The sequence below is a fragment of the Chromobacterium sp. ATCC 53434 genome (assembly GCF_002848345.1).
In the GTDB taxonomy this organism is placed as follows: domain Bacteria; phylum Pseudomonadota; class Gammaproteobacteria; order Burkholderiales; family Chromobacteriaceae; genus Chromobacterium.
This window is the reverse complement of record NZ_CP025429.1, coordinates 5,102,029-5,124,346: the sequence shown is the minus strand read 5'-3', so window position 1 is coordinate 5,124,346 and position 22,318 is coordinate 5,102,029. Positions and strand designations below refer to the sequence as shown.

The following is a 22,318-nucleotide window of genomic DNA, read 5'->3' as shown; positions in this document are numbered from 1 at the left end:
TAACCCCGCCGCCGTAACACCATCGTCAAGACCGCGTCACGACATAGTCATCGCACGGACATCGTCGCGTCAAACAGCCCCCCTAGCATGAGACTCATCACCACGAGGGGCAAAACATGCTGCTAAATGAACAGCTTGCAAGCAGAAACAAAGCGAAACTCGCCGTGCGGCTGGCAAACAGTGCCGACGATATCCGCCGCGCGCAGAAGCTGCGCTTCGAAGTGTTCGCCGGCGAGATGGGCGCCGAGCTGGCCTCCGCCGAGCTGGGCATAGACCGTGACGAATACGACGAGCTGTGCGACCACCTGATCGTCGAGGACCACAACACCGGCATGGTGGTGGGCACCTACCGCATGCTGCCCCCCGCAGCCGCCCGCCGCGCCGAGAGCCTGTACTCCGAGCACGAATTCGACCTGTCCCGCCTCTCCCACCTGCGCGACAGCCTGATCGAGGTCGGCCGCTCCTGCGTGCACCGCGACTTCCGCTCCGGCGCGGTGATCGCGCTGCTGTGGTCCGGCCTGGCCGACTACGTCCAGCAGCAGGGCGGCGCCTATCTGGCCGGCTGTGCCAGCGTGTCGCTGACCGACGGCGGCCACCAGGCCGTCAGCCTGTACCGCCAGCTGGAAGGCCAGTATCTGGCGCCGGCCGAATGGCGCGTCTTTCCCCACCTGCCGCTGCCGCTGGACCGCGTCGCCGACGACACCGCCCCGGTGCCGCTGCCGCCGCTGATCAAGGGCTATCTGCGCGCCGGCGCCCATGTCTGCGGCGAGCCGGCCTGGGACCCGGACTTCAACTGCGCCGACTTCTTCATGCTGCTGCCGATGAGCCGGCTCAGCGCGCGCTACAACAAGCACTTCGTCGGCTGAGTCAGGCGGGCGGCGCGGGCCGGGATGCTACAATCCCGGCATGAACTACAGCTTTGAAACGATAGGCGTGATCCGCTCGCCGTATCGCGAAAAATTCGGCATCCCGCGCCAGCCGTCGCTGGTCGACGCCCGCGTCACGCTGGAGCTGCTGCCGCCGTACAACCAGCCGGACTGCGTGCGCGGCCTGGAAGCGTTTTCCCACGTCTGGATCCACTTCGTCTTCCACCAGACGCTGGCGCGCGGCTGGCAGCCGCTGGTGCGGCCACCCAGGCTGGGCGGCAACGCCAAGGTCGGCGTATTCGCCAGCCGCGCCACCCACAGGCCGAATCCGCTGGGCCTGTCGCTGGTCGAGCTGGTTTCGGTGAACACCGACGGCGGCGCGACGCTGGAACTGGCCGGCGCCGATCTATTGGACGGCACGCCGGTGCTGGACATCAAGCCCTACATCCCCTTCGTCGAGTCCCGCCCCGAGGCGCGCGGCGGCTTCGTCGACGGCCCGCCGCCGCAGCTGGCCGTGGCCTGGAGCGACGAGGCCCGCCGGCAGCTGGCGGCGCTGACGCCGCCGGCCGGCTTCGCCGGACTGGTGGACCAGGTGCTGGCGCAGGACCCGCGTCCGGCCTACCAGGACGATCCCGAACGCGTCTACGGCGTGTCGCTGTATTGCTACAATGTCCGCTTCGGCATTGCCGACGGCACCGCCCGCGTGCTTGAAATTCTGTATGCGGACCAAAACTAAATCGCATCTTCCCGGTCCTACCGGGGCAACTCAAACCACTCAGGAAAATAAAACATGACCACTCGCGCGAAGACGATCGTACTCGCCTTCACCATGGTTTCCGTGTTGGCCACGCCGTTCGCCGAGGCCGCCCGCCTCGGCAAGGGCAAGAGCGCGGGCATGCAGCGCTCCGCCCCCACCCGCAGCTACCAGCCGAGCACGCCGGCTCCGCAGCCGATGGCCGCGCCGCAGGCAGGCGGCGTGCCGGCCCAGGCCCAGCCGCAGAAAAAGGGCCCGGGCATCGGCACCGCGCTGGCCGCTGGCGCCGTCGGCGCCGCCGCAGGCTACATGATAGGCTCGTCCGGCAACGACAAGCAGGCCGCGGCCGCTCAGCCGAACGCCTCGCAGGCGCAGCAACAGCCGGCCGCCGCGCCGCAGGAAAAGGGCGGCATGCCCTGGGGCCTGCTGGCGCTGCTGGGTCTGCTGCTGGTCGGCGGCATGATGTTCTTCCGCCGCAAGGCGGGCAATGCCGGCGCGCCGCAACCGGCCGGCATGCCGCAGGGCATGAACCGCGTGCAGGAGCAAGCGGGCGGCTTCGATTCGATTCCGAAAATCGGCTCCGGCCTCGGCGGCAACGGCTTCGGCGGCGGCGCCCCGGCGCCGAGCAGCGCGCCGGCCCGCCTGCCCGACGGCACCGAAACGCCGAACTTCCTGCGCCAGGCCAAGGCCACCTTCCTGCACCTGCAGAGCCTGAACACGCCCGACAGCCTGGAGGAAGTGCGCAAATACCTGACGCCGGAGCTGTTCGCGGCGCTGCGCGACGACATCGCCGGCAACAGCGGCGTCGCCGACTTCCCGCAGCTGGACTGCCAGCTGGTCGACGCCACCGTCGAAAACGGCGGCTATGTGGCCAGCGTGCGCTTCTCCGGCCAGGTCAGCGAAGAAGTGAACGCGCCACTGGTGCCTTTCGGCGAAACCTGGCACTACGTCAAGGACGGCAATACCGGCGGCCGCTGGCTGGTGGCCGGCATCCAGCAGGACTGAGCGATGCCGCGCGCCCGGACGCTGTCGCGTTCCGGGCGAACTTAACACTCGTTGACGACGGGCCTTCGGGCCCGTTTCTTATTTCCGACAGCCATGCACTAAACTGGAATGCCGATTGCTTGTGCGCATAGACGGGCCAAACGACAGAGCCCGACCACATGGAGGCAGCATCCCGATGACAGTTTTCGAGCACGCCGGCCTGAAACTCGGCAGCCACTTCCAACCGGTCTACAGCCTGGCGCACCGGCGCAGCATAGGCGTGGAGGCCTTGCTGCGCGCCGAGCAGGGCAATACCGCGCTCAGCCCGGCCGAGGCCTTCTACACCGCCGTATCGCCGGAACGCCGCCACCAGCTGGACCTGGCGGTGTGCCAGGCCCATATCCAACGCTTCAACGCGCTGCAGTCGGACAAGCCGCGCTGGCTGTTCCTCAATATCGACGCCGCCTCGCTGTCGCGGCCCGACCGGGCGATGGCGCTGGTCAACAATATCCGCCAGGCCGGCCTGCAACCGCACTCGGTGGTGCTGGAAGTGCTGGAGCACGTGCTGGAGGTGGACGAGGCGCTGATCGAGGGCGTCAACATCCTGAAGAACAACGGCTTCATGATCGCCATCGACGACTTCGGCGTCGGCCATTCCAATCTGGAGCGGGTCTGCCAGCTGGAGCCGGGACTGGTCAAATTCGACCGCCAGCTGCTGCGCAACGCCATCATGCAGCCGCGCAGCCGCAGCCTGTTGACGCGGCTGGTGCGGCTGATGCACGAAATCGGTGCGCTGGTCGTGGTCGAAGGCATAGAAACCGAGCGCGACGTGCTGATCGCGATGGATTCCGGCTGCGACCTGATCCAGGGCTATTTCATCGCCCACCCGGCCGAAGTGCCGGAAGGCGACGACATCATCACGCCGAAGCTGGACGAGCGCTGGGACGAACTGATGGCGCACGCGCTGCTGAAGCGCAAGCTGACCCGCCGCCAGATCGAGCTGGCGCGGCAATGCTTCGTCCAGAGCGCGATCTCGCTGATGCAGGGCACGCCGTTCGACCTCGCCGCCAAACCGATGCTGTCGCTGCCGGACGTGATCCGCTGCTTCCTGCTGGACAGCGAGGGCCGGCAGATAGGCCGCAACCTCAGCAGCCGGCAGTCGTCGAACAGCCTGGACCCGCGCTTCGCGCCGCTGGCCGACACCACCGGCGCGGTGTGGTCGCGCCGCAGCTACTTCCAGCACGCGGTCGACCAGCCCGGCGTGCTGTACATGAGCGAACCCTATCTGTCGATGACCGACCCGCGCTCCTGCGTGACGATGTCGATGGCGATCGAGATAGACGAGTGCATGCACGTGCTGTGCGCCGACCTGCTGGTGCCGCAAACCGACACCATCTGAGCGGGAAAGCAGGTCGACTGGTGCGTCGCCCCGTTGGGGTGACGCACCCTACCCGTCACGCCCCGCCCGCAAACCCACGCCCCACCAATCCCATGGTAGGGTGCGTCACCCCGAAGGGGCGACGCACCGATAGGCGACGCACCGTTGAGCGACGCACCATTGGGCAACGCCGTAGAGCACTCACACCACAAAGCCGCGCACCGCCACGCGTCTCGCCCGACCGCGCAAGCAAACGGCAAGCACGCGGTGCGTCGCCCCGTTGGGGTGACACACCCTACCCGTCACGCCTCGCCCGCAAACCCACGCCCCGCCAACCCCATGGTAGGGTGCGGCGACGCACCGATGGGCGACGCACCGTTGAGCAACGCACCATTGGGCAACGCCATAGAGCACGCGCACCACAAAGCCGCGCACCGCCAACGCGTCTCGCCCGACCGCGCGAGCAAACGGCAAACACGCGGTGCGTCGCCCCGTTGGGGTGACGCACCCTACCCGTCACGCTCCGCCCGCAAACCCACGCCCGACCAAAGCAAAAGCGGCCCTTTCGGGCCGCTTTTGCTTGCCGTGCCTACTGTGCCGGCGTCACATCCTGAATGTACTCGAACAGCGTCACCACCTTCTGCACGCCGGCGGTCTCGCTGACGACGCGGGCCGCCTCGGCGCCCTCGCCCTGGGTCACCAGGCCCAGCAAGTAGACCACGCCGCGCTCGGTCACCACCTTGATGTTGTTCGGATTGACGCCCTTGCCGTCCAGCAGCCGGGTCCGCGCCTTGCTGGTGATCCAGGTGTCGTTGCTGCGCTCGGAGAAGCCGGACACCGGGCTCACCGTCGTGTAGTTGTACACGCGGCGCACATTGGGCAGGCCGCGCACGATCAGCTCGGCCTGCTGGCGGGCCTCCTCGTTCGGCACTTCGCCGGTCAGCAGCACCGCTCGGTTGAAGCTGGTGCGGTTGACGTGGGCCGACGGCAGCCGGCTGGCGATCTGCTCACCCGACTTCAGCTCGATCGCCTGGTCGTCGACATAGGCGCCGCTGGTGCGGCGGTCCGACGCCACCAAGGCGCCGCCGGCGGCGCCCGCGGCCACCAGGCCGACGCAGCCGCTCAAGGCGCTGGCGACGCCCGCCGCCAGCAACAAGGTCAATACGGTACGTTTCATATCACTCCCCTCCCAACAGCATGCAGTCAATAGCGTCGCATAGCGCGTGGATCAGCAGGATGTGGACTTCCTGGATCCGGCAGGTGCGCAGCGACGGCACGTTCAGATGTATATCTTCCGGCGACAGTATTTCAGTAATCTTGCCGCCGTCCTTTCCGGTCAGGGCGATCACGCTCATGCCGCGCTCGTGGGCGGCGTAGACCGCCTCGATCACATTGGCGGAATTGCCCGACGTGGAGATCGCCAGCAACAGGTCGTTGGTATGGCCCAGCGCCCTGACCTGCTTGGAGAACACCATGTCGAAGTCGTAGTCGTTGCCGATGGCGGTCAGCCCCGAGGTGTCGGTGGCCAGCGAAATCGCCGCCAGGCCGGGCCGCTCCTTCTCGAAACGGCCCACCATCTCGGCGGCGAAATGCTGGGCGTCGGCGGCCGAGCCGCCGTTGCCGCAGGCCAGAATCTTGCCCTCGTTCATCAGGCAGGCCACCATGCGCTCCGCCGCCGCCGCCACGCCCGGCGACAACAGCTCCATCGCCTCCTGCTTGGCCGCGATGCTTTCCAGGAAGTGGCTGGCCACCCGGTCGATCAAATCCATTGGGGAATCCCCTTCATCGAGTTACTGCGTAAACACGTTCTTCAGCCACTGCGGCGCGGCGCCGCCGACGCTGACCACCGCGTCGAAGCGGCAGGGCAGGTCGAGATGGTGACTGCTTAGATAGACTTCCGCGGCCAGCGTCAGTTTCCTTTGCTTGGCCGCGGTGATGCTGTCGGCGGCGCCGCCGAAGCGGCTGCCGCCCCGATGGCGGACCTCGACGAAGACCAGCGAGGCGCCGTCGCGCATGATCAGATCGATCTCGCCGCCGCGACAATGCCAGTTGCGCGCCACCAGCCGCAGGCCGGCGGCCTCCAGCAGCGCCAGCGCGCGGTCCTCGGCGTCGCGGCCGGTCTGGTTCATTGCAGCGCGTTGCCGCCCATCAGCCCGGCCGGCAACTGGCGCTCGAACACGCGGTCGCGGCCCAGCTTCAGATCGCCGCTGACGCCGTCCAGCTTCACCGCCGCGCCCGGACGGGCGGTCGCCAGCAGCACGGCCAGCCGGTAGGCGTCTATGCCCAGCGCGTACAAGCGCTCGGTCTGCGGCGTCAAGGCCGTGGCCGGACGCGGATAGCGCTTCACCGCCGGGTGATCCGGCATCAGGAACCACGGCATGTCGATGAAGCGCACGCCGGCCAGCTCGGGCTGGTTGCCACCGATATTCAGCTGCGAAGTGCCGTACACCGGCATGTCCGGCGTCAGCGCGGCCTTCAGCCGGGCGGCCTGCGACGCGTCCAGCGCCAGGGCCAGCGCGTCAGCCTGGCCGCTGGCAGCCAGCAGCGCCGGCAGGTCGTTGCCGTCGAACGGCCGCTGCAACACCTCCTTGCCGCTGATCTTGCGCCACTGATCGGCGAAGGCGCGGGCCAGCCGCTGCGACAGCGCATCGGCGCCGACTACCAGCATCGGACTCGCGCGGCCGTCGTCGCGCATCAGTTGCGCCAGCTGGCGCGCCTCGCCCTCGACGATCAGCGACAGCGAATACAGCTTGGGATTCGGCGCCACCTCGCGGCCTATCGAATTCAGCGCCAGCGTCGGCACCGTCACCGCCGGCGCCAGCTGGGCGATGGCCTCGCGCGACAGCGGGCCGATCACCACGTTGACGCCGTCGGCCACCGCGGCGCGGTAGCGCTGCACGACGTTGTCGGTGCTGGCGTCCACGCTGTAGAGCTCGGCGTTCTGATCGACCTGGGCCGCGGCCTCGACGCCGCTGCGCACCACCGCCGCCGCCTCGCCCAAGGCCGACGTCTCCACCGGCAGGATCACGCCTATGCGCAGCGTGGCGCGACCGCCGGTCCGGGCGGCCGGCGCGCTGGCCGGCTGGGACGGCGGCGCCGCCTCCGGCGCGGATCGGGCCGGGGCCAGGCGCGGCGTCTGGCCCGGCGGCCGCTCCAGCGCCCGCATCGGCGCGCCGTTGCTTTGGATGATATAGTCTGGGGTTTGCGCCATGGCCGGCGTCAGCCACGTCAACAGGACGCCAACCAACAACAGCGGAGTCAGTCTTTGCATACCTCGTTCGCCCACCTGATCGATGCCGCCAGGGAAAGTTTCCATAACGGCACATTATATGTGGTGGCCACGCCCATTGGAAATCTGGCCGACATCAGCGCCCGCGCGCTGGCGGCGTTCGAGGCGGCCGACGTCGTCTGCGCCGAGGACACCCGCGTCACCGGCCAGCTGCTGTCCGCCTACGGCATCCGCGCCAAACGGCTGGTCAGCCTGCGCGAGCACAACGAGCGCGCGATGGCGGAACAGGTGGTGCGCTGGCTGGCCGAGGGCCAGATCGTGGTCCAGGTTTCCGACGCCGGCACGCCGGCGGTGTCCGATCCCGGCGCGCGGCTGGTCGAGGCGGTGCGCGCCGCCGGCCACCCGGTACGGCCGCTGCCCGGCGCCAGCGCCGTCGTCGCCGCGCTGTCCGCCAGCGGCTTCACCGCCTCCGCCTTCCTGTTCCACGGCTTTTTGCCGCCGAAGAGCGGCGAGCGCCGCAAGACGCTGCGCCAATGGCTGGCGGCGCCCCATCTGACCGTCTGCTACGAGGCGCCGCACCGCATCGTCGACGCGCTGGAGGACCTGGTGGCCGAACTCGGCGGCGAACGCCGCGTGATGATAGCCCGCGAACTGACCAAGACCTTCGAAACCTTCCAGACGCTGCCCGCCGCCGAGTTGCTGGCCTGGGTCAAGGCCGACGCCAACCAGCAGCGCGGCGAGATCGCGCTGATCATAGACGCCGCGCCGCCGCCGGAAGCCGACGACAAGGCCCCGCCGCCGGAGGCGCTGCGCGCGCTGGAAATCCTGGCCGCCGAGCTGCCGACCAAGCAGGCCGCCACGCTGGCCGCCCAGATCAGCGGCGCCAATCGCAAGCAGTTGTACGACCACGCGTTGAAAATGAAGAAAGACTGAACGGCCGCCATTTACAAACCTGGCCACCAAGGTTAAGATTGTTCCTCTCTAGCGAGAAGCGCTAATGCCGCCCGGATGGCGAAATTGGTAGACGCAGGGGATTCAAAATCCCCCGCCGCAAGGCGTGTCGGTTCGAGTCCGACTCTGGGCACCAGCGATCACTCCGAGAGAGTCCGAGAAGTACCAGGAAACCCGCACAGCACAAGGCTTTGCGGGTTTTTTGTTGTCTATTTCCGTCCGGACTCATCCGGCCAGATCCAGCATTTTTGTGTATAGATCCGTGTATAGATGCCAACTCAGGGCTAAAATCTATACACACCCTCCTCAGAGGCCCGCAGCTCAAGGCTGCGCGCCCATCGCCACCAAGAGCGATCTATACACAGGAATCTATGCACATGGCCCTGACCGACCTTGCCATCCGGCAAGCCAAGCCCCAAGACAAGCCCTACCAACTCGCCGACGGCGAAAGCCTCTATCTCGAAGTGTCCCCATCCGGGGGCAAGCTCTGGCGCTTCCGTTTCCGCTTTCAAGGCAAGGCCGGCATCCTCGCCCTGGGCAAATACCCCGCCGTCAGCCTGAGCGATGCGCGCCAGAAAGCCCATGAAGCGCGCGTACAGCTCGCCCAAGGCATCAATCCCAGCCAGGCCAAGAAAGAAGCCAAGGTTGTCGCCCAGATCGCGGCAACCAACGCTTTCGAGCTGGTAGCCAGAGAATGGCATGAGAAGCAGCTCGACCGCTGGACGCCAGATCATGCGCGGCGGGTGCTGGATTCGCTGGAAATTGACGCCTTCCCCGACCTGGGCAAGCTACCCGTACCCGATCTGACCGCCCCTCTCATCCTGAACACCATCCTCAAAATCGAAAAGCGCGGCGCAGTCGAAACCGCGCAACGGGTTTTGCAGCGCATCAGCGCCATCATCCGCTTTGCCATCCAAACCGGCAGGGCCACGGATAACCCTGCAGTCAACCTAGTAGGGGCGATACGCGCAAAGAAGGTAGAACACCGCCCAGCACTGCCGCGCGGCGAGCTGCGCGAGTTCTACCGCCGTTTGGCGGCCGAACAACTCTATACCCCGACCCGCATTGCCATGCATCTACTGATGCTGACCTTCGTTCGCCCTGGCGAACTGCGCGCCGCGCGCTGGGAAGAATTTGACGAAGAGCGCGCGGAATGGCGCATCCCGGCCGAGCGCATGAAGATGCGCGAGCCTCACCTTGTACCGCTATCACGCCAGGCTCTGGAGCTGCTGAAGGAATTGCGACCGTTAACCGGCAGAAGCGCCTTGCTCTTCCCTGCCGTGACAGACCTCAAAAAGCCGATGTCCGAGAACACGCTGGGCTATGCCATGGGCCGCATGGGCTATAAAGGCACGGCGACCCCTCACGGCTTCCGCGCGCTGGCTTCGACAGTTCTTAACGAAGAAGGCTTCGATCCAGATATCATAGAGAAGCAGCTGGCCCACGCAGAACGCAATAAGGTTAGGGCTGCATATCACAGGGCAGAGTATCTGGAAGAGCGGCGGAAGATGATGCAGTGGTACGCCGAATTCTTAGGCTGGCATAAAGAAGACTGCATCGCCTAGCCGCTTGGAAAGAAAGTGGCTTATGCCAATTTTCGCAAACCGCAGACGAGCAGCGGGATATGCTATAGAATTAATTAGCAGGAGACGGTAGCTCCCTACTATGACTTTCCATTATTGATGGACCTCAATTAGTAGACGTTCCAGCGCGTCTCTTGATAACCACATTAATTGAATTATTACACAGCCCAGCCAAGCCAAGTGGATTTCCGGGCAAGCAATTCCACGGGAATCATACTTGCATGAGCATTAACTCACATACAAATTTTTCGAGTCTGATTAATAGCCGCCACATCTCATTTTTCGGAGCAATTAGTGACTAAACATTTAAAAAAACGCTTTGAAGAATTACTTTCCCAAGCCGACACCGTCGCTGCAACAAAACAGAAAAAACATAGTCCTATCATGGGCTACTATGACCATGTTGATTCCGATCTATTTTTGGGCTGGCGCATAAAAGTACGCAACCTTCTAGTAAGTGCATGCGGCCGTGACTCAGAGCATTTCAACGCATTCTTAAATGCTGAGAAACCGCGTCCCTACGAGGAAAATCCGACAATACTAAGCCGTCTTCGAGCCATTTTCCTTGCAGCCAAAGAAGACTTTGAAGGTGGATACCTTTCGTCAATCCGCCACCTTGTTCAAGCTGAGGTTTTCTCAACCGAACTTGAACAGGCCCGCGAGCTTCTTGCTGCAGGATATCGGATGCCAGCTGCCGTCATTTGTGGCGTAGTATTGGAAACTATTAATCCGGCAGTAATAATCCGTACAGATTGTATACTTCCGGCATGGAAAAAATCGATGTGCGCAAGCTTGAACTGGCCGCCCGTGAGCAGCTGAGGCGTACCGCTATCCGGATGTACAAGCGAGGCCGGTCTCAAGCCAGTATTGCCGAAGAACTCGGGCTGCGCCGCCCCACCATTTCCGCCTGGGTGGTGCGTGAGGCAGCACTAGGTGCGCAGGGATTCAAAGAACAGAAGCGCGGTCGCGCCGAAGGCACCGGCCGTCGGCTGACCGAGGCGCAGGAAGCCCGGATCAAGCAGGACATCGTGGATCGCACGCCAGACCAGATGAAGCTGAGGTTTGCCCTGTGGAGTGCTCAGGCGGTCAAGGCTGTAATCAAGCAGATGTTTCTGATCGATCTGCCGATCCGTACTGTCCGTCTGTACTTGGCCCGCTGGGGCTTTACGCCGCAGCGCCCGCTCAAACGCGCTTATGAGCAGCGACCGGCAGCAGTCGAGAAATGGCTCAAGGAGGAATACCCGGCTATCGTCGCGCGTGCCAAAGCGGAAATGGCTGAAATCAGCTGGGGCGACGAATCGGCGGTGTCGAGTGTTGAGCACTTTCCGCGTGGCTACGCCCCAAAAGGCCAAACCCCAGTTCTGGTGTTATCCCAATCGAAAAGAGCGCGCATCAACTTGATTTCGGCCATTACCAACCAAGGCAAGATGCGCTTCATGCTGTACCGGGAGACCTTGACGGCCCGGGTGCTGATCAAGTTTCTGATGCGGCTGATCCGTGATGCTGGCGGCAAGAAGGTGTTCTTGATCCTCGACAACTTGCGCGTGCATCACAGCAAGCTGGTGCAAGCATGGTTGGAGGAGGAAGAGAACAAGAAGGCGATTGAGTTGTTCTTCCTGCCCAGCTACTCACCGGAACTGAACCCGGATGAATACTTGAACGGCGACCTGAAGGCCAGAATGAGCGCAGGTGAGCCGGTTCGATCAGACGGTCAACTTCAAGGGAAAGTGCTGTCCCATTTACGCTCATTGCAGAAGCAGCCGGCCAGAATCCGGTCGTACTTCCGGCATGAAAAAATCCGCTACGCGGCATGAGCTTTCTGTACGGTATTTGACTGCCGGATTAATAGGCCGGCCGGTGGAAGCGATGATGAACCGGGTCAAAGCCTGGCTGAATGAGGGGGATTACGAGGTGCGGATTTTTACCGCCCGCGCCGCCGACCCGAACCAGATCGGCAAGGTCAAGGATTGGCTGAGCCGCAACGGCCTGGCCGGCCTGGAAGTCACCCACCTCAAAGACCGCGACATGATCGAGCTTTGGGACGACAAGGCGGTGCGGGTGGAGCGCAACACCGGCAAAGTCTGCGAGGGCTGCGGCAACGCCGAGCGCGACCAGCCGGGCTTCAGCCACCGCAAGCGCACGCTGAGCGACATTCCCCAACACACCGATTGCTAAAGGACGCGAGATGGCTTTCCCCTGCCCCCTGTGCGGCGCTATGTCGCGGGTCCGCACCAGCCGGATGATGAGCGCCACCAGCAAGGAGATTTACTACAACTGCAGCAACGACGACTGCTGCCACCAGTACAAGACCCTGGAGGGCGACCCGCGCACCTTGGCGCAGCCGATCAAGGGCGGGATGGCGATTCCGCTGGAGCAGCTGCGCCAGTTGCCGGGGCTGGCCAATGCGCCCGCCCTGGCGCTGACCACTGGCCAGGGGCGCATCCGCCATACCGTGCTGAAGTAAAAGAAATGGCCCGCTTTAGGGCGGGCCGTTTTGACGCTTCAGATTCTCTGTTTGGCACTGGCTTCATGGGCAATATCCAGCAACAAATCATAGGTTCGTTCTATTTTTATGGCCTCTGCCTTTGCCGCCTTAAGTTCCGCATTTAGCCTTGCAATTTTAGCCTTTGTGCCCTCAGATCGTTCTTCATATATGGATTTAATCTCGAATATATGCTCCACAACCTGCCACGGCTTAAATTCCCGTCGAATATCTTCTTCAGTCCAAAAATTACTTGGCCAAACTGAAGATTCGATAGAAAAAACCGCTTTACCCTTATCGCCGCAATTTTTGCACCTCACATAATATTCGGTATATTTATTAGTAACTTTACGGCTAGTCCGAACCTTTATAGTGCCTTTGCTATTGCATTTGGGACAACCAAAATCGCCAAACATAAAACCCTCAAATAAAAAGGCCCCTGCCAGGGCCTTGATTCCATCGCCATAATTCAAACCATCTAACGCCCATTATATCCGTATGAAATGCACCGCTCAAATCCAATATGTGAATCACATGCTTGACAGCCCCGCCCGATTCCCGCACCATTACCCCGTCGTGTTCAATAGCGCGACCGGGATTGGTCTCCTGATTACGAAGGCGGATAGCCGCCTATTGCGGCATTTTTTACGTCCGTTTCACACCATTGGTGCGTCTCTTTCTATGGCGGGCCTTGGTGGGAGCGTGCTTGCACGCGCCGGTTCCTTCGTACCGGTAGACCAATCCTGCCATGTGCCTGCCACCCCCGATTGGTCTCGGGATGGCAAGCGTAACGCTTACGAAGGAGGTCACCATGCCTGGCATCACCTTGCGCGCTCTCCGCGCCCTATTTCCGCACACTACCCGCCCGATTTCCACATTGCCCAACGAGGCCGAAGCGCGCGCGCTCGCCGCTTTGCTGGTGGCTCAGGGTCAACGCGCCGTGTTCCATCGCACTCCCGCTGGCTTCGCCGTGGAGGTGATCGCATGAACGCCCTGCCGCTGATTGCCCCGTTGGCGCTGTCCGCCGTTCATCACCAATTGGCCCAGCTGCAATTGCTGGCCAACTCGCCCGAACATGCCGCCCTGCGCGAACCCTTGAGCCAGCTGGCCAGCTTGTGCCGTGGCATCGAACACACCGTCAGCGCCGGCGTGTCGCGCCTGGCGCGTACCGGCGACGGCCTGCAAGGACTGGTCGAGCTGCTGGATTGCGCCGAGGGTCAACCGTTGCCGGCGCAGCGCCTGGCCGGGCTGCTCGCCCCGCTGCAGCAGCAAGTCATCGACGCCAGCGCCGACATCGGCCAACTGCTCTAAGGAGCCACCCATGAACGCAAGAAACCCTCTCCCGCGCACCGGGCGAGACGCCCTCGGCTTGTCTGGCGTCATCCAGTGGGAGGCCCAACCATGAGGCTCAATCTCGCACAATTGCGCCAGCAGGCCCGCGACCGCTGGCCGGACATCCTGATGGCCTTGGGCATTCCGGCCGAGGTCTTTACCCAGCGCCGCAATCAGCCTTGCCCGGCCTGCGGCGGCAGCGACCGTTTCGAATGGATCGACAAGGGCAGCGGCCGCTTCGTCTGCCGCGCGCTGGACAGCCTGGGCGGCGACGGCTTCGTGCTGGCCCAGCATTGGCTAGGCGGCGACTTCTTCCATGCGGCGCAGGCGGTGGCCAGGGTGTTGGACGGGGCGAAGGGGGAGCCGGCGCGGGTGGCTGCCGCACCTACGCCGCACCCGCAACGCGACCAGCGCGGACGCCTGGCCCAGCTGTGGCGCACCGCCCGGCCGGTGACGGCCGATAACCCGGTGGGCCGCTATCTGACGCGCCGAGGCTTGAGCCTGACGACTTACCCCCGCGCGCTGCGCTATCACCCGGCCTTGGCCTACTGGATCACCTTGCACGGCCGGCCGCAGCTGCTGGGCCACTTCCCGGCGATGCTGGCGCTGGTGACATCGCCGCAGGGCATCAATGTGGGCTTGCATCGCACCTGGCTGACCTTTGACGGCCACAAGGCCGCGCTGGTCCACCCGGTGAGCGGCGAGCCGCTGCCGGTGAAGAAACTGGCCCTGGGCCGTTCCGGCGACCTGTCCGGCGCGGCGATCCGGCTGTATCCGCCTGAAGACGGCCGCCTGGCGCTGGCCGAAGGTATCGAGACCGCGCTGGCGGTGCGCGAGGGCAGCGGCCTGCCGTGCTGGGCGGCGCTGTCGGCCTGGGGGCTGTCGCATGCGGTGTTGCCGGATGAAGTGAGCGCGCTGTTTGTGATGGCCGACAACGACGCCAACCAGGCCGGCCAGAACGCCGCCCGGCGGCTGGTCCGCCAGATGCAGGCCGACGACAAAGCCGTCCATCTGCTGATTCCCGAGCGACGGGACAGCGATTGGCTGGATGTACTGAATGAACAAGGAGAAGCCGATGGGCAGCGCTGACAAGACAGTATTGAAGATGGCGGCCGCCGCCCCGGTGTATGCCGCCGGCCCGCGTTATGAAGTGAACCGCGACGGCGTGCATTACATCGCCGTCAAACGCGACCGCGATACCGGCGAGCTGTTGGAGCAGCCACCGGAATGGCTGAGCGACAAGATGGAGCTGTTGGGCTGCGGCATGGATGCCGACGGCAACCATCACCGCATCGTCAAATGGCAGCGCCAGGGCAATGGCGAGGTGATGACCAGCGCCTTGCCCAGCGCCGACATCGGCGAGCGCGCCGGCTGGGCGCTGCTGCGCAAGGGCGGCCTGACGCTGACCACCGACCGCGGCGGCCAGGCGCGGCTGGCCCACTGGTTGCAGCGCGAAGGCTCCACCGAGTGGCACGACATCGTCAACATGTCCGGCTGGCAGCATGGCGCGTTCGTGCTGCCCAACGGCGACATCATCGGCACCCCCAACCGCAAGATGCATTTCAACGGCCGCCCCAAGGACGCCAGCGCCTACCATCCGGCCGGCAGCCTGGCCGACTGGCAAAGCACGGTCGGCGCGCTGGCGCTGGGCAACCCGCTGGCGATGACCACCATCGCTTGCGCGCTGGCCGGCCCGCTGCTGGCCTTGTGCGGGGCGCGGGATGGCATCGGCCTGCACCTGTACACCAATTCCTCGTCCGGCAAGAGCACCTGCGCCGATACCGCCGCCAGCGTGTGGGGCGACCCGCAGCGCACCTTGCACACGTGGTCCGGCACCTCTTTGGGCCTGAGCAACGAGGCCGAAGCCAGCAATGACATGATGATCTATCTGGATGAAGTCGGTTCCGGCGACGCCCGCAAGATCGGCCCGGCCATCTACAGCATGCTCAACGGCGTGTCCAAACTGCAAGGCGCGAAGGAAGGCGGCAACCGCGCCGCCCGTTCGTGGAAGCTGACCATGATTTCTACCGGCGAAGTGGCAATGAGCCAGTACCTGACCGAAGGCGGCCAGACCCCGCGCGGCGGCCAGGAAATCCGCTTGCTCGACATTCCGGCCGACACCGGCCCCTATCGCGCCTTCGACCACATCCACGGCCGCAGCAATGGCGAAGTGTTTGCCGACGAGCTGACCCGGCATGCACGCAGCCATTACGGCACCGTCGGCCGCGCCTTCGTCGCTTGGCTGCAGGACAACCGGGCGGCGGCGGTGCAGTGGGTGGAGCGGTCGCAACAGCGCATGCTGGCGGCCGTGCCCGAGGGCGCCGCACCCACGGTCAGACGCGCGACGCGCAAATTCGCCATCCTGTCGGCGGCGGCCGAGATGGCCAGCCATGCCGGCCTGACCGGGTGGACGCTGGAACAGGCGATTCAAGGCGTGGAAACCACCTGGCAGCGCTGGATGCAGGCTTTCGGCATCGAAGACCGCGACGACGCCCGCTTGATCGACCAGGCCGCCGCCGTGCTGCAGGCCAGCCAGTACGCCCGCTTCGTGTTGCTGCCGATGAATGACAGCGACCCGCTGGTTCCCAATCTGATGGGCTACAAGCGCTACACGCTGGAAGGCGAAGCGGTGTTTCTGGTGACGCCGGGCGCGTTCAAGGGCGAAGTCATCGCCGGCTATGAAGTGCGGCATGCCTGCGAAGTGCTGTACCGGGCGGGGATGCTGCAACGGCCAAAGGGTCGCGCCGGTTGGACCGTGCATGGCGGCAAAGGCGTGGGCCAGGTCTACCGCATGCAGTTGCATCCGCACGACGGCGAAGCGGAAGAGTAAGCGAAAAATTTCTCACGTGAGGCCAAACCCACTGCCAACACTGCCAACTCTGCCAACACCTCTCCAATAGACTGATTTATATAGCTTTATCTGTTGGCAGTGAGTTGGCAGTGTTGGCAGTGTTGGCAGTCAATTGGCAGTGAATCCACCCCATCCCGCCCAGTTGGCAGTTTGCCCCCTCCTGTTGGCAGTGCTTTAGCCGCCACTGCCAACAACTAAACCCATACCAATCAGACACTTACAGACGAGTTGGCAGTGTTGGCAGCGTTGGCAGTGGTTTTTGCTACATACGTAAGAAAAAGAAGAACGCTTTAAAGTCAGTCAATGTTCTATTTAAAATAAAACGAGACGCACCTCAGCAATGAACAGTCTGGATACCAGATCCTTCCCGCTTATGCTTTTTATGGCATAATATCCATATGGCAAAAAATGACATCGGTAAAAATGCTATTAAGCTCGAAGAGCTCCCAAGTCACAGCATCCGCATGATGGTCCTAGAGAAGATCAGGTCGTTGCTTGCGTCCAATGATTGGACGCAAAGCGAAGCAGCGCATTTATGTGGGCTAACACAGCCCCGCATCAGCGATTTATGGCGTGGCAATACAGGGCGCTTCTCGTTGGATTCACTTGTCGATATCGCCGCGACGTTGGCGAAGCATTCAACACAATCGGAAGGGAAGTTTATGCAAAACACAGTCAACGAAGGGCAACGCTTGGTCACCGAGTTTATGGCCAAAGTAGCAGCAAGGCCCATCAAGGCGGTCTACCCCGTGGCCACCGATGCTTCCATCACCGTGCGTGGCGGCAAGGTAATTGCTTCATCTCCGATATATCTGCGGGAAGAACGCATTGCCATGGTTGGCGACATCGTGCGCTACTCTGATGGGACCGAAGCCAAGATCATTAGCGGCGCAGGTGTCGCCGGCCTCGTATGGGACCGACCTATGGCTATCGTGGGCAGTGAACTGGACAACGGAGATCGAATCATTGGCCCCATCCATAACGATTCCACCATCACCCAGTTTGCGGACGAACCGCCAATTGAAGGGCTGCTCGACCCTGCTTATATGCCAAAGCTGTACGAGGATGGACAACATGGGTAAGGCCATCATCCGTGAGGGAGATTCAACCTCTCACGGGGGCACGGTTCTGGAGGCGTTCCCTACGCTTAGTGTCTATGGTAAGAACGCTGCAGGTATTGGCCATAAAGTTAGTTGTCCTAAATGCAAAGGGACATTCGTCATTGTCGAAGGCACTTCAAGCACCATTTTCATGGGCAAGAATGTTGCCGTAGAAGGCATGAAAACTTCATGTGGGGCCACTCTCATTGCATCCCAAGGACAGGCCACAATAGATGTCGCATCTGGTGCGGCAGGCACGTCTCCGACATCGATAGCCGCCTCTGCCCTGAGCACAGCCAGCACAGTCCCCAGACTGTTCGATCAGCATTTCATCATCCATGGCATGGATGGAAAACCCCTTGCTGACTGGCCTTACACAATAGAGCTTCCCAACGGGCAGAAGATCAACGGAAAGACCGATAAAGAAGGAAAAACAATGAAAGTGTCCTCCGATACTGCTGACACTGCGACGCTTCACGTATACGAGCCTGAGCCAACCCCGATCAATCCATCCTGGGATCAATAACAATGGCTGTTGCAAATAAGAAGAAAATTCATAGCCACAATGGAAAGCTCACACCAAAATCTGAAACTTCTCCTGAAAAGGTTCAGGTAGATGACTCAGCCAGGCTGAAGGAGATTAGAAAACTTGTGGAGGAGAACAATCAATCGTCCATGCCAACTGATGTTATTATTTGCCACATCTATATGGAGTCTAGATTTGACTCAAATCCTCACGCAGCAGGTAGTTCAGCAAAAGGATTGATGCAGCTATTAAAAGCTCCAATCCGTGAAATGTATCGGCTTGAAAATATGAAAAAGCCAAAATCTGAACGATTACCAGATGCGCAAGTTTTCCAAAAGGCAGATGCATTCCATAACGGCCCATCCCTTATTGACGAGGCAATAAATATTCAAACAGGGACGAAATACCTACAACTCCTGATTGACAATGAGAAAAGAAAAGGTGCCGCAGACCCTATTGCTGAAGCATACAAGGATTACCGAGGCGTAAGAAACGGCATATACTACAAAAAGATTAAATCAATGGCAGATAACCTAAAAGGCAATCCTGACTCTATGCAAGTATTACGAGACGGCGTGAAATGAAAAAGATTATTCTTGCAATCCTCCTGCTTCCTTTCACTGCACAAGCGGAAATCGTTACCACTTGCAAATTGACTCCCACTGAGACAGTAACCATTACGCGCAATAATAAGATCGCAGATACATACGTGTATTTTATTCAGTCCGGGAATAGCATTCCGAGGCCAGCTTTTGGTACTGAAGACGAATCAAGAGGCAGCAACGTGAAAGCCGTCTGTGCGGGGATAAAATCGAAGGCTGCCATCCTGCTAGGGGAATTCACATCAAATTACATGAAGGGATTTGCACTAAACAGAATGGGAAGAATTGATTTTGCTGAAAAAATACCACCCATCATGCTCTATAACAGTCAGGATAGTATGATGGTTATTTTCAAGACAGATAAAAAATGGGACTCTAGTAATATCTACACCATATATAAAATATCAGGAAAATTCATCCACACAGATGAGAGTTATGGATTAGATGCAATTCCTGCGAAAAATGGTTATGAAATTACGAATTTAGCAAGAGCACTCCATAAAATTCACTGAGGCTGAAAAACCTATGAGCATTAGGCAGATAATGCCACCAACTCGTTCAACTACAAAGTAGCGTGTATATTTTTGTGTATAGATGAATTTTTCACATCAATAAAAATAATTAAATAACAATGACTTACATGTTTATTTCGATAGTTACTCTGCCACCCGCTTCCGCAACGCGAAACACCCGCACAGCCCTGGCTCTGCGGGTTTTTTCTTGCCCGGATCGCGGGCTCGCCCTGCCGCCGCATCCTTCGCGGCCATGTACCAGACTCGCCCCCCAATACCCCGCAGATAGACACGGTCCTTGCCTCCGGCGATGCTCCTGCCGCCGAATCATCCCCAGAACGCAGGAAATCCATTGCATTGCAGATGAATGGCATTTGTTCGGATTCGGCTTAATTTTCCGCCCGCCTCCAGCAATCGGATGGCAAGCGCATGATAGTCAAGACTCCTTGAACCTGAAGGAGAATCGAGATGAAAAAGAGTCTACTTTGCCTACTGGCCCTGCTGCCGTGCCTTGCATTTGCGGAAACGTCCGTTGCGCAAACGGGCGGCCAGACGATGCACGCCTACGCGAACCAAGCGCCCCGTGCCGGGCTGGTGCGGGCCGCCTTGAGCGGCCGCTGGCGTTATCCGCTCGGCACGCACCGTCCGGGCGGCGTGCTGCATCCGAGCGGCGGCATCCATTGCACGCGATCGCCGCGGGATCCGCTCGGTGTCCTGCACCGCCGTCTGACGATATGTCACCACAGCTAGCCGGTTGAATCCGGCGGAGGAACTGCCGCAAGCGCTGGCGGCGGCCCTCCTTCCCATCCCCGTTGCTTAATCGCTTCGCCCCCGTCGATCACGACCGTCCGCCTGACGCCGGAAATCCTGGAAAAAATGGCAATAAAAACCCTGCTCGCCGCAGCCTGCCTGCTTGCCTTGTCGCCGCCCGCCGCCATTGCCGAGCCTCTGGTTCAACACCAGCGCGCCGAAGACCAGGCCACCGGCCGCGGCTATGTCTTCGATCCGGACCCGCTGTCGTCGACGCGCGCCCATTACGGCGACCCCGGCTACGTCAACAACCACGACCAGGACTCCCCGCAGTTGAAGGCCGCCCGCGTCCAGGTGCCGCTGCCCGGACTGGGCAAGGACATCAACGGCAAATACCAGCTGGTCGGTCCGTGGGCGCACTGCGTCGCGATCACCGATTACGACAGCTGCCCGCACGAGACGGCCCCGGTGTTCGAATACACCCGCGACAATCCGGCCTTCGAGGCCGTCAACGCCTATTTCCACATCGACAGGATGATGCGCTACGTCAACCAGACGCTGGGCCTGGCCATCCATCCCTTCCAGTACGCCGGCGGCGTCCGCTACGACCCGCACGGCCTGCGCGTCGTCGATCCGAAAGACGGCAAGACCCGCACCGAAGCCAATGCGAGATATGCCCGGGAGGACGGTCGAATCCAGTTCGGCGGCGGCAGCGCGCACGGCGCCGTCAGCGACGAGCCGGACTCGCCGGACTTCGCCGAGGACGGCCTGGTGGTCATTCACGAGCTGGGCCACGGCCTGCACGACTGGGTGACGCATGGCGCTCCGGCCGATTACGAATACGAGGGACTGGGCGAAGGCGTAGGCGATTATTTCGCCGCCGGCTACGCGCGCGACCACGGCCGCTGGCGGCCCGGCGATCCCGAATACCATCAAGTCGCGGTGTGGGCCGGCGAAAAACGCGCCAGCAACTGGCATATCGGCCGCCATTATCCGGCCGACGTCGTCAACGCCGGCAACGAGGCCCATATCGCCGGCCAGTACTGGAGCTCGTGCAATATGGTCGCGCGCGACGCGATAGGTGGTCCGGCAATGGACAGGGCGATGCTGGTGGGCCTGGCGATGACGGGCAGGCACACCCGGCAGGACCAGGCGGCGCAGGCGGTGCTGAAAGCGGCCGAGGCGCTGCATTACACGGCGGCGCAGCTGGACGGGATCCGGCGCGCCTATACCGAGAGCTGCAGCTACGGCGTCGCCGGATGGCCGCCGCCGGCCAAGATCGGCGGCGCGGCGCCCGGCCGGCAAACGGGCTGCGACTATCTGCTGGACCTGGACGCCGCCGACCCGCAGTGGACGGCCAGCGTGCCGCTGCAAGACAGCGACGCCGGCCAGGACCTGCGCCTTGAACTGGACTGGACCCCGCTGTCCCGCCTGCGGCTAGGCGGCCCGGCCATCGAAATGGCCTGGCCGCAGCTGTCTCCCGGCAAGGCCAGCTGGGACCTGACGCCGTTGGCGAAAATCGCCGGCGCCGGGCGCAAGCTCATCCTGAGCTATACCCGGGACGACGGGCGGGTGCGCAGCCAGCCGCTCGCCCTGTGCCTGGAAGGCAAGACGCATTCGCTGCCGGCCGCCTACTTCGCGGCCAGCCCCTTCGTCGGACGCCTGGCTGTCGATGTCGGCAACTACATCAATGCCAGCGGGACGCTGCGCGTCCAGCTGGAGGACAATCGCCTGCCCGGCGAGCCGTCGGCCGCCGGCGAACTGCAACTGGCGATCGTCGATCCGCAAAGCCGCCAGACCATGCACCAATATCATGCGAACTTCCGCCAGGATCGCAAGGTGCCCGGCCTGACGGTGCCGGTCTTCCGCATCGACATCCCCTATGCCGATATCGGCCCTTACTCGGGCAAGCTGCTGCAGCTCTCCTATCGCATCGGCGAGGCGCGCTCGCCGGTGGCGACCTATCCGATCATCGGGCGGATGGCGTCGCCGGACCTGCCGCCGCCGACGTTCGCCAACATCGACCATCCCGACGCCGGGGAGATCAGCGCCGGCGCGAAGATCGATCGCTTGCAGCCCGGCGACGAGGTGGCCCTGCACTGGGAAATCGTCGGGCAAAAACCGATCGTGATGACGCAGACCTACTCCGGTCCCGCCGGCGGGCAATTGCGATTCGCCGCGCCGTCGCTGACGAAAAACCACGTCACGCGATGGGACCGCGCCGTCTACGCCTATTCGAGGCTCCGGACCTATTACGAGATCCGCCGGCAGGGCCGGACCTTGCTGTCACCCAGCCAGGACCTGATGGTATTGATCGACAGGGTGCCGGTGACGACATCGCGGCAATCGCCATGATGCCCAGCCACGGCCGCCGCGAATCGGATTCCGCCTAATTCCGGACTGCCTGCCCGTCGCGCG

The 22,318-nt window shown here is 62.3% G+C and carries 25 protein-coding genes and 1 tRNA gene; 21 read left to right on the top strand and 5 right to left on the bottom strand.

What is annotated here, in order from left to right; translation table 11 throughout:
• The first annotated feature begins 164 nt into the window (after window positions 1-164).
• The 4 genes from CXB49_RS23020 (at window position 165) to CXB49_RS23005 (ending at window position 4,003) form a co-directional block, all read left to right on the top strand.
• The gene (locus CXB49_RS23020) at window positions 165-866 is read left to right on the top strand and encodes a GNAT family N-acetyltransferase (protein ID WP_233492897.1); all 702 of its coding nucleotides are present in this window, start codon (window positions 165-167) and stop codon (window positions 864-866) included.
• 40 nt (window positions 867-906) lie between these two features.
• The gene (gene tsaA / locus CXB49_RS23015; protein ID WP_101710520.1) at window positions 907-1,602 is read left to right on the top strand and encodes a tRNA (N6-threonylcarbamoyladenosine(37)-N6)-methyltransferase TrmO; all 696 of its coding nucleotides are present in this window, start codon (window positions 907-909) and stop codon (window positions 1,600-1,602) included.
• A 54-nt stretch (window positions 1,603-1,656) separates the two neighbouring features.
• On the top strand, window positions 1,657-2,625 hold the full coding sequence (locus CXB49_RS23010) for a Tim44 domain-containing protein (RefSeq protein WP_101710519.1): 969 nt from the start codon (window positions 1,657-1,659) through the stop codon (window positions 2,623-2,625).
• 175 nt (window positions 2,626-2,800) lie between these two features.
• On the top strand, window positions 2,801-4,003 hold the full coding sequence (locus tag CXB49_RS23005) for an EAL domain-containing protein (protein ID WP_101710518.1): 1,203 nt from the start codon (window positions 2,801-2,803) through the stop codon (window positions 4,001-4,003).
• Window positions 4,004-4,571: 568 nt separating this feature from the next.
• Here the strand turns inward: CXB49_RS23005 and CXB49_RS23000 are convergent.
• From CXB49_RS23000 to CXB49_RS22985, 4 genes are read right to left on the bottom strand one after another with little or no spacing between them, the layout of a single operon-like run.
• Window positions 4,572-5,159 (bottom strand): BON domain-containing protein, encoded by a 588-nt coding sequence (locus tag CXB49_RS23000; RefSeq protein ID WP_101710517.1) that lies wholly within the window; start codon window positions 5,157-5,159, stop codon window positions 4,572-4,574.
• A 1-nt stretch (window position 5,160) separates the two neighbouring features.
• Window positions 5,161-5,751: a phosphoheptose isomerase gene (locus CXB49_RS22995; RefSeq protein WP_101710516.1), complete on the bottom strand. Its 591-nt coding sequence runs from the start codon at window positions 5,749-5,751 to the stop codon at window positions 5,161-5,163.
• A 21-nt stretch (window positions 5,752-5,772) separates the two neighbouring features.
• On the bottom strand, window positions 5,773-6,111 hold the full coding sequence (locus CXB49_RS22990) for a YraN family protein (protein ID WP_101710515.1): 339 nt from the start codon (window positions 6,109-6,111) through the stop codon (window positions 5,773-5,775).
• A complete protein-coding gene (locus CXB49_RS22985) occupies window positions 6,108-7,253 on the bottom strand; it encodes a penicillin-binding protein activator (RefSeq protein ID WP_101710514.1) in 1,146 nt (381 codons plus the stop codon). Before CXB49_RS22985 ends, CXB49_RS22990 begins: the two co-directional genes overlap by 4 nt.
• On the opposite strand from CXB49_RS22985, the gene rsmI reads away from it, so the two are divergent.
• The 7 genes from rsmI (at window position 7,248) to CXB49_RS22955 (ending at window position 12,209) form a co-directional block, all read left to right on the top strand.
• The gene (gene rsmI / locus CXB49_RS22980; protein WP_101710513.1) at window positions 7,248-8,144 is read left to right on the top strand and encodes a 16S rRNA (cytidine(1402)-2'-O)-methyltransferase; all 897 of its coding nucleotides are present in this window, start codon (window positions 7,248-7,250) and stop codon (window positions 8,142-8,144) included. The two genes, CXB49_RS22985 and rsmI, sit on opposite strands and share 6 nt — an antisense overlap.
• A 69-nt stretch (window positions 8,145-8,213) precedes the next feature.
• A tRNA-Leu gene (locus tag CXB49_RS22975) sits at window positions 8,214-8,298 on the top strand.
• Between the two features lie 241 nt (window positions 8,299-8,539).
• Complete coding sequence (locus CXB49_RS22970; protein ID WP_101710831.1) at window positions 8,540-9,727, top strand: integrase arm-type DNA-binding domain-containing protein; 1,188 nt, start codon at window positions 8,540-8,542, stop codon at window positions 9,725-9,727.
• A gap of 312 nt (window positions 9,728-10,039) precedes the next feature.
• Window positions 10,040-10,564, top strand: coding sequence for a hypothetical protein (locus CXB49_RS23840; protein WP_158301020.1), 525 nt, complete (start codon window positions 10,040-10,042; stop codon window positions 10,562-10,564).
• A complete protein-coding gene (locus CXB49_RS22965) occupies window positions 10,513-11,559 on the top strand; it encodes an IS630 family transposase (RefSeq protein ID WP_101706528.1) in 1,047 nt (348 codons plus the stop codon). The genes CXB49_RS23840 and CXB49_RS22965 overlap by 52 nt, the downstream gene beginning before the upstream one ends.
• Window positions 11,560-11,614: 55 nt before the next feature.
• A complete protein-coding gene (locus CXB49_RS22960; protein ID WP_199406743.1) occupies window positions 11,615-11,920 on the top strand; it encodes a hypothetical protein in 306 nt (101 codons plus the stop codon).
• 10 nt (window positions 11,921-11,930) lie between these two features.
• On the top strand, window positions 11,931-12,209 hold the full coding sequence (locus CXB49_RS22955; protein WP_083338760.1) for an ogr/Delta-like zinc finger family protein: 279 nt from the start codon (window positions 11,931-11,933) through the stop codon (window positions 12,207-12,209).
• A gap of 38 nt (window positions 12,210-12,247) precedes the next feature.
• Here the strand turns inward: CXB49_RS22955 and CXB49_RS23835 are convergent, their stop codons facing one another.
• Entirely contained in the window at window positions 12,248-12,700 is a 453-nt protein-coding gene (locus tag CXB49_RS23835) for an ogr/Delta-like zinc finger family protein (RefSeq protein ID WP_158301019.1), read from the bottom strand.
• 338 nt (window positions 12,701-13,038) lie between these two features.
• On the opposite strand from CXB49_RS23835, the gene CXB49_RS24015 reads away from it, so the two are divergent.
• The 10 genes from CXB49_RS24015 (at window position 13,039) to CXB49_RS22905 (ending at window position 22,255) form a co-directional block, all read left to right on the top strand.
• Entirely contained in the window at window positions 13,039-13,215 is a 177-nt protein-coding gene (locus CXB49_RS24015; RefSeq protein ID WP_199406742.1) for a hypothetical protein, read from the top strand.
• Complete coding sequence (locus tag CXB49_RS22945; protein WP_101710511.1) at window positions 13,212-13,538, top strand: DUF1484 family protein; 327 nt, start codon at window positions 13,212-13,214, stop codon at window positions 13,536-13,538. Before CXB49_RS24015 ends, CXB49_RS22945 begins: the two co-directional genes overlap by 4 nt.
• Before the next feature lie 90 nt (window positions 13,539-13,628).
• Complete coding sequence (locus CXB49_RS22940; protein ID WP_101710510.1) at window positions 13,629-14,648, top strand: toprim domain-containing protein; 1,020 nt, start codon at window positions 13,629-13,631, stop codon at window positions 14,646-14,648.
• Window positions 14,617-16,389 (top strand): DUF927 domain-containing protein, encoded by a 1,773-nt coding sequence (locus CXB49_RS22935; protein ID WP_101710509.1) that lies wholly within the window; start codon window positions 14,617-14,619, stop codon window positions 16,387-16,389. Before CXB49_RS22940 ends, CXB49_RS22935 begins: the two co-directional genes overlap by 32 nt.
• 419 nt (window positions 16,390-16,808) lie before the next feature.
• Complete coding sequence (locus tag CXB49_RS24010) at window positions 16,809-17,492, top strand: helix-turn-helix domain-containing protein (RefSeq protein ID WP_199406741.1); 684 nt, start codon at window positions 16,809-16,811, stop codon at window positions 17,490-17,492.
• Window positions 17,485-18,036, top strand: a complete 552-nt coding sequence (locus tag CXB49_RS22920) for a PAAR domain-containing protein (RefSeq protein WP_101710508.1) — start codon at window positions 17,485-17,487, stop codon at window positions 18,034-18,036. The genes CXB49_RS24010 and CXB49_RS22920 overlap by 8 nt, the downstream gene beginning before the upstream one ends.
• Window positions 18,037-18,038: 2 nt before the next feature.
• Window positions 18,039-18,620, top strand: coding sequence for a lytic transglycosylase domain-containing protein (locus tag CXB49_RS22915; RefSeq protein ID WP_101710507.1), 582 nt, complete (start codon window positions 18,039-18,041; stop codon window positions 18,618-18,620).
• Window positions 18,617-19,150: a hypothetical protein gene (locus CXB49_RS23830; protein WP_158301018.1), complete on the top strand. Its 534-nt coding sequence runs from the start codon at window positions 18,617-18,619 to the stop codon at window positions 19,148-19,150. Before CXB49_RS22915 ends, CXB49_RS23830 begins: the two co-directional genes overlap by 4 nt.
• 468 nt (window positions 19,151-19,618) lie before the next feature.
• Window positions 19,619-19,900 (top strand): hypothetical protein, encoded by a 282-nt coding sequence (locus tag CXB49_RS22910; RefSeq protein ID WP_158301017.1) that lies wholly within the window; start codon window positions 19,619-19,621, stop codon window positions 19,898-19,900.
• 126 nt (window positions 19,901-20,026) lie between these two features.
• Complete coding sequence (locus CXB49_RS22905) at window positions 20,027-22,255, top strand: hypothetical protein (protein ID WP_101710505.1); 2,229 nt, start codon at window positions 20,027-20,029, stop codon at window positions 22,253-22,255.
• Window positions 22,256-22,318: the final 63 nt, after the last annotated feature.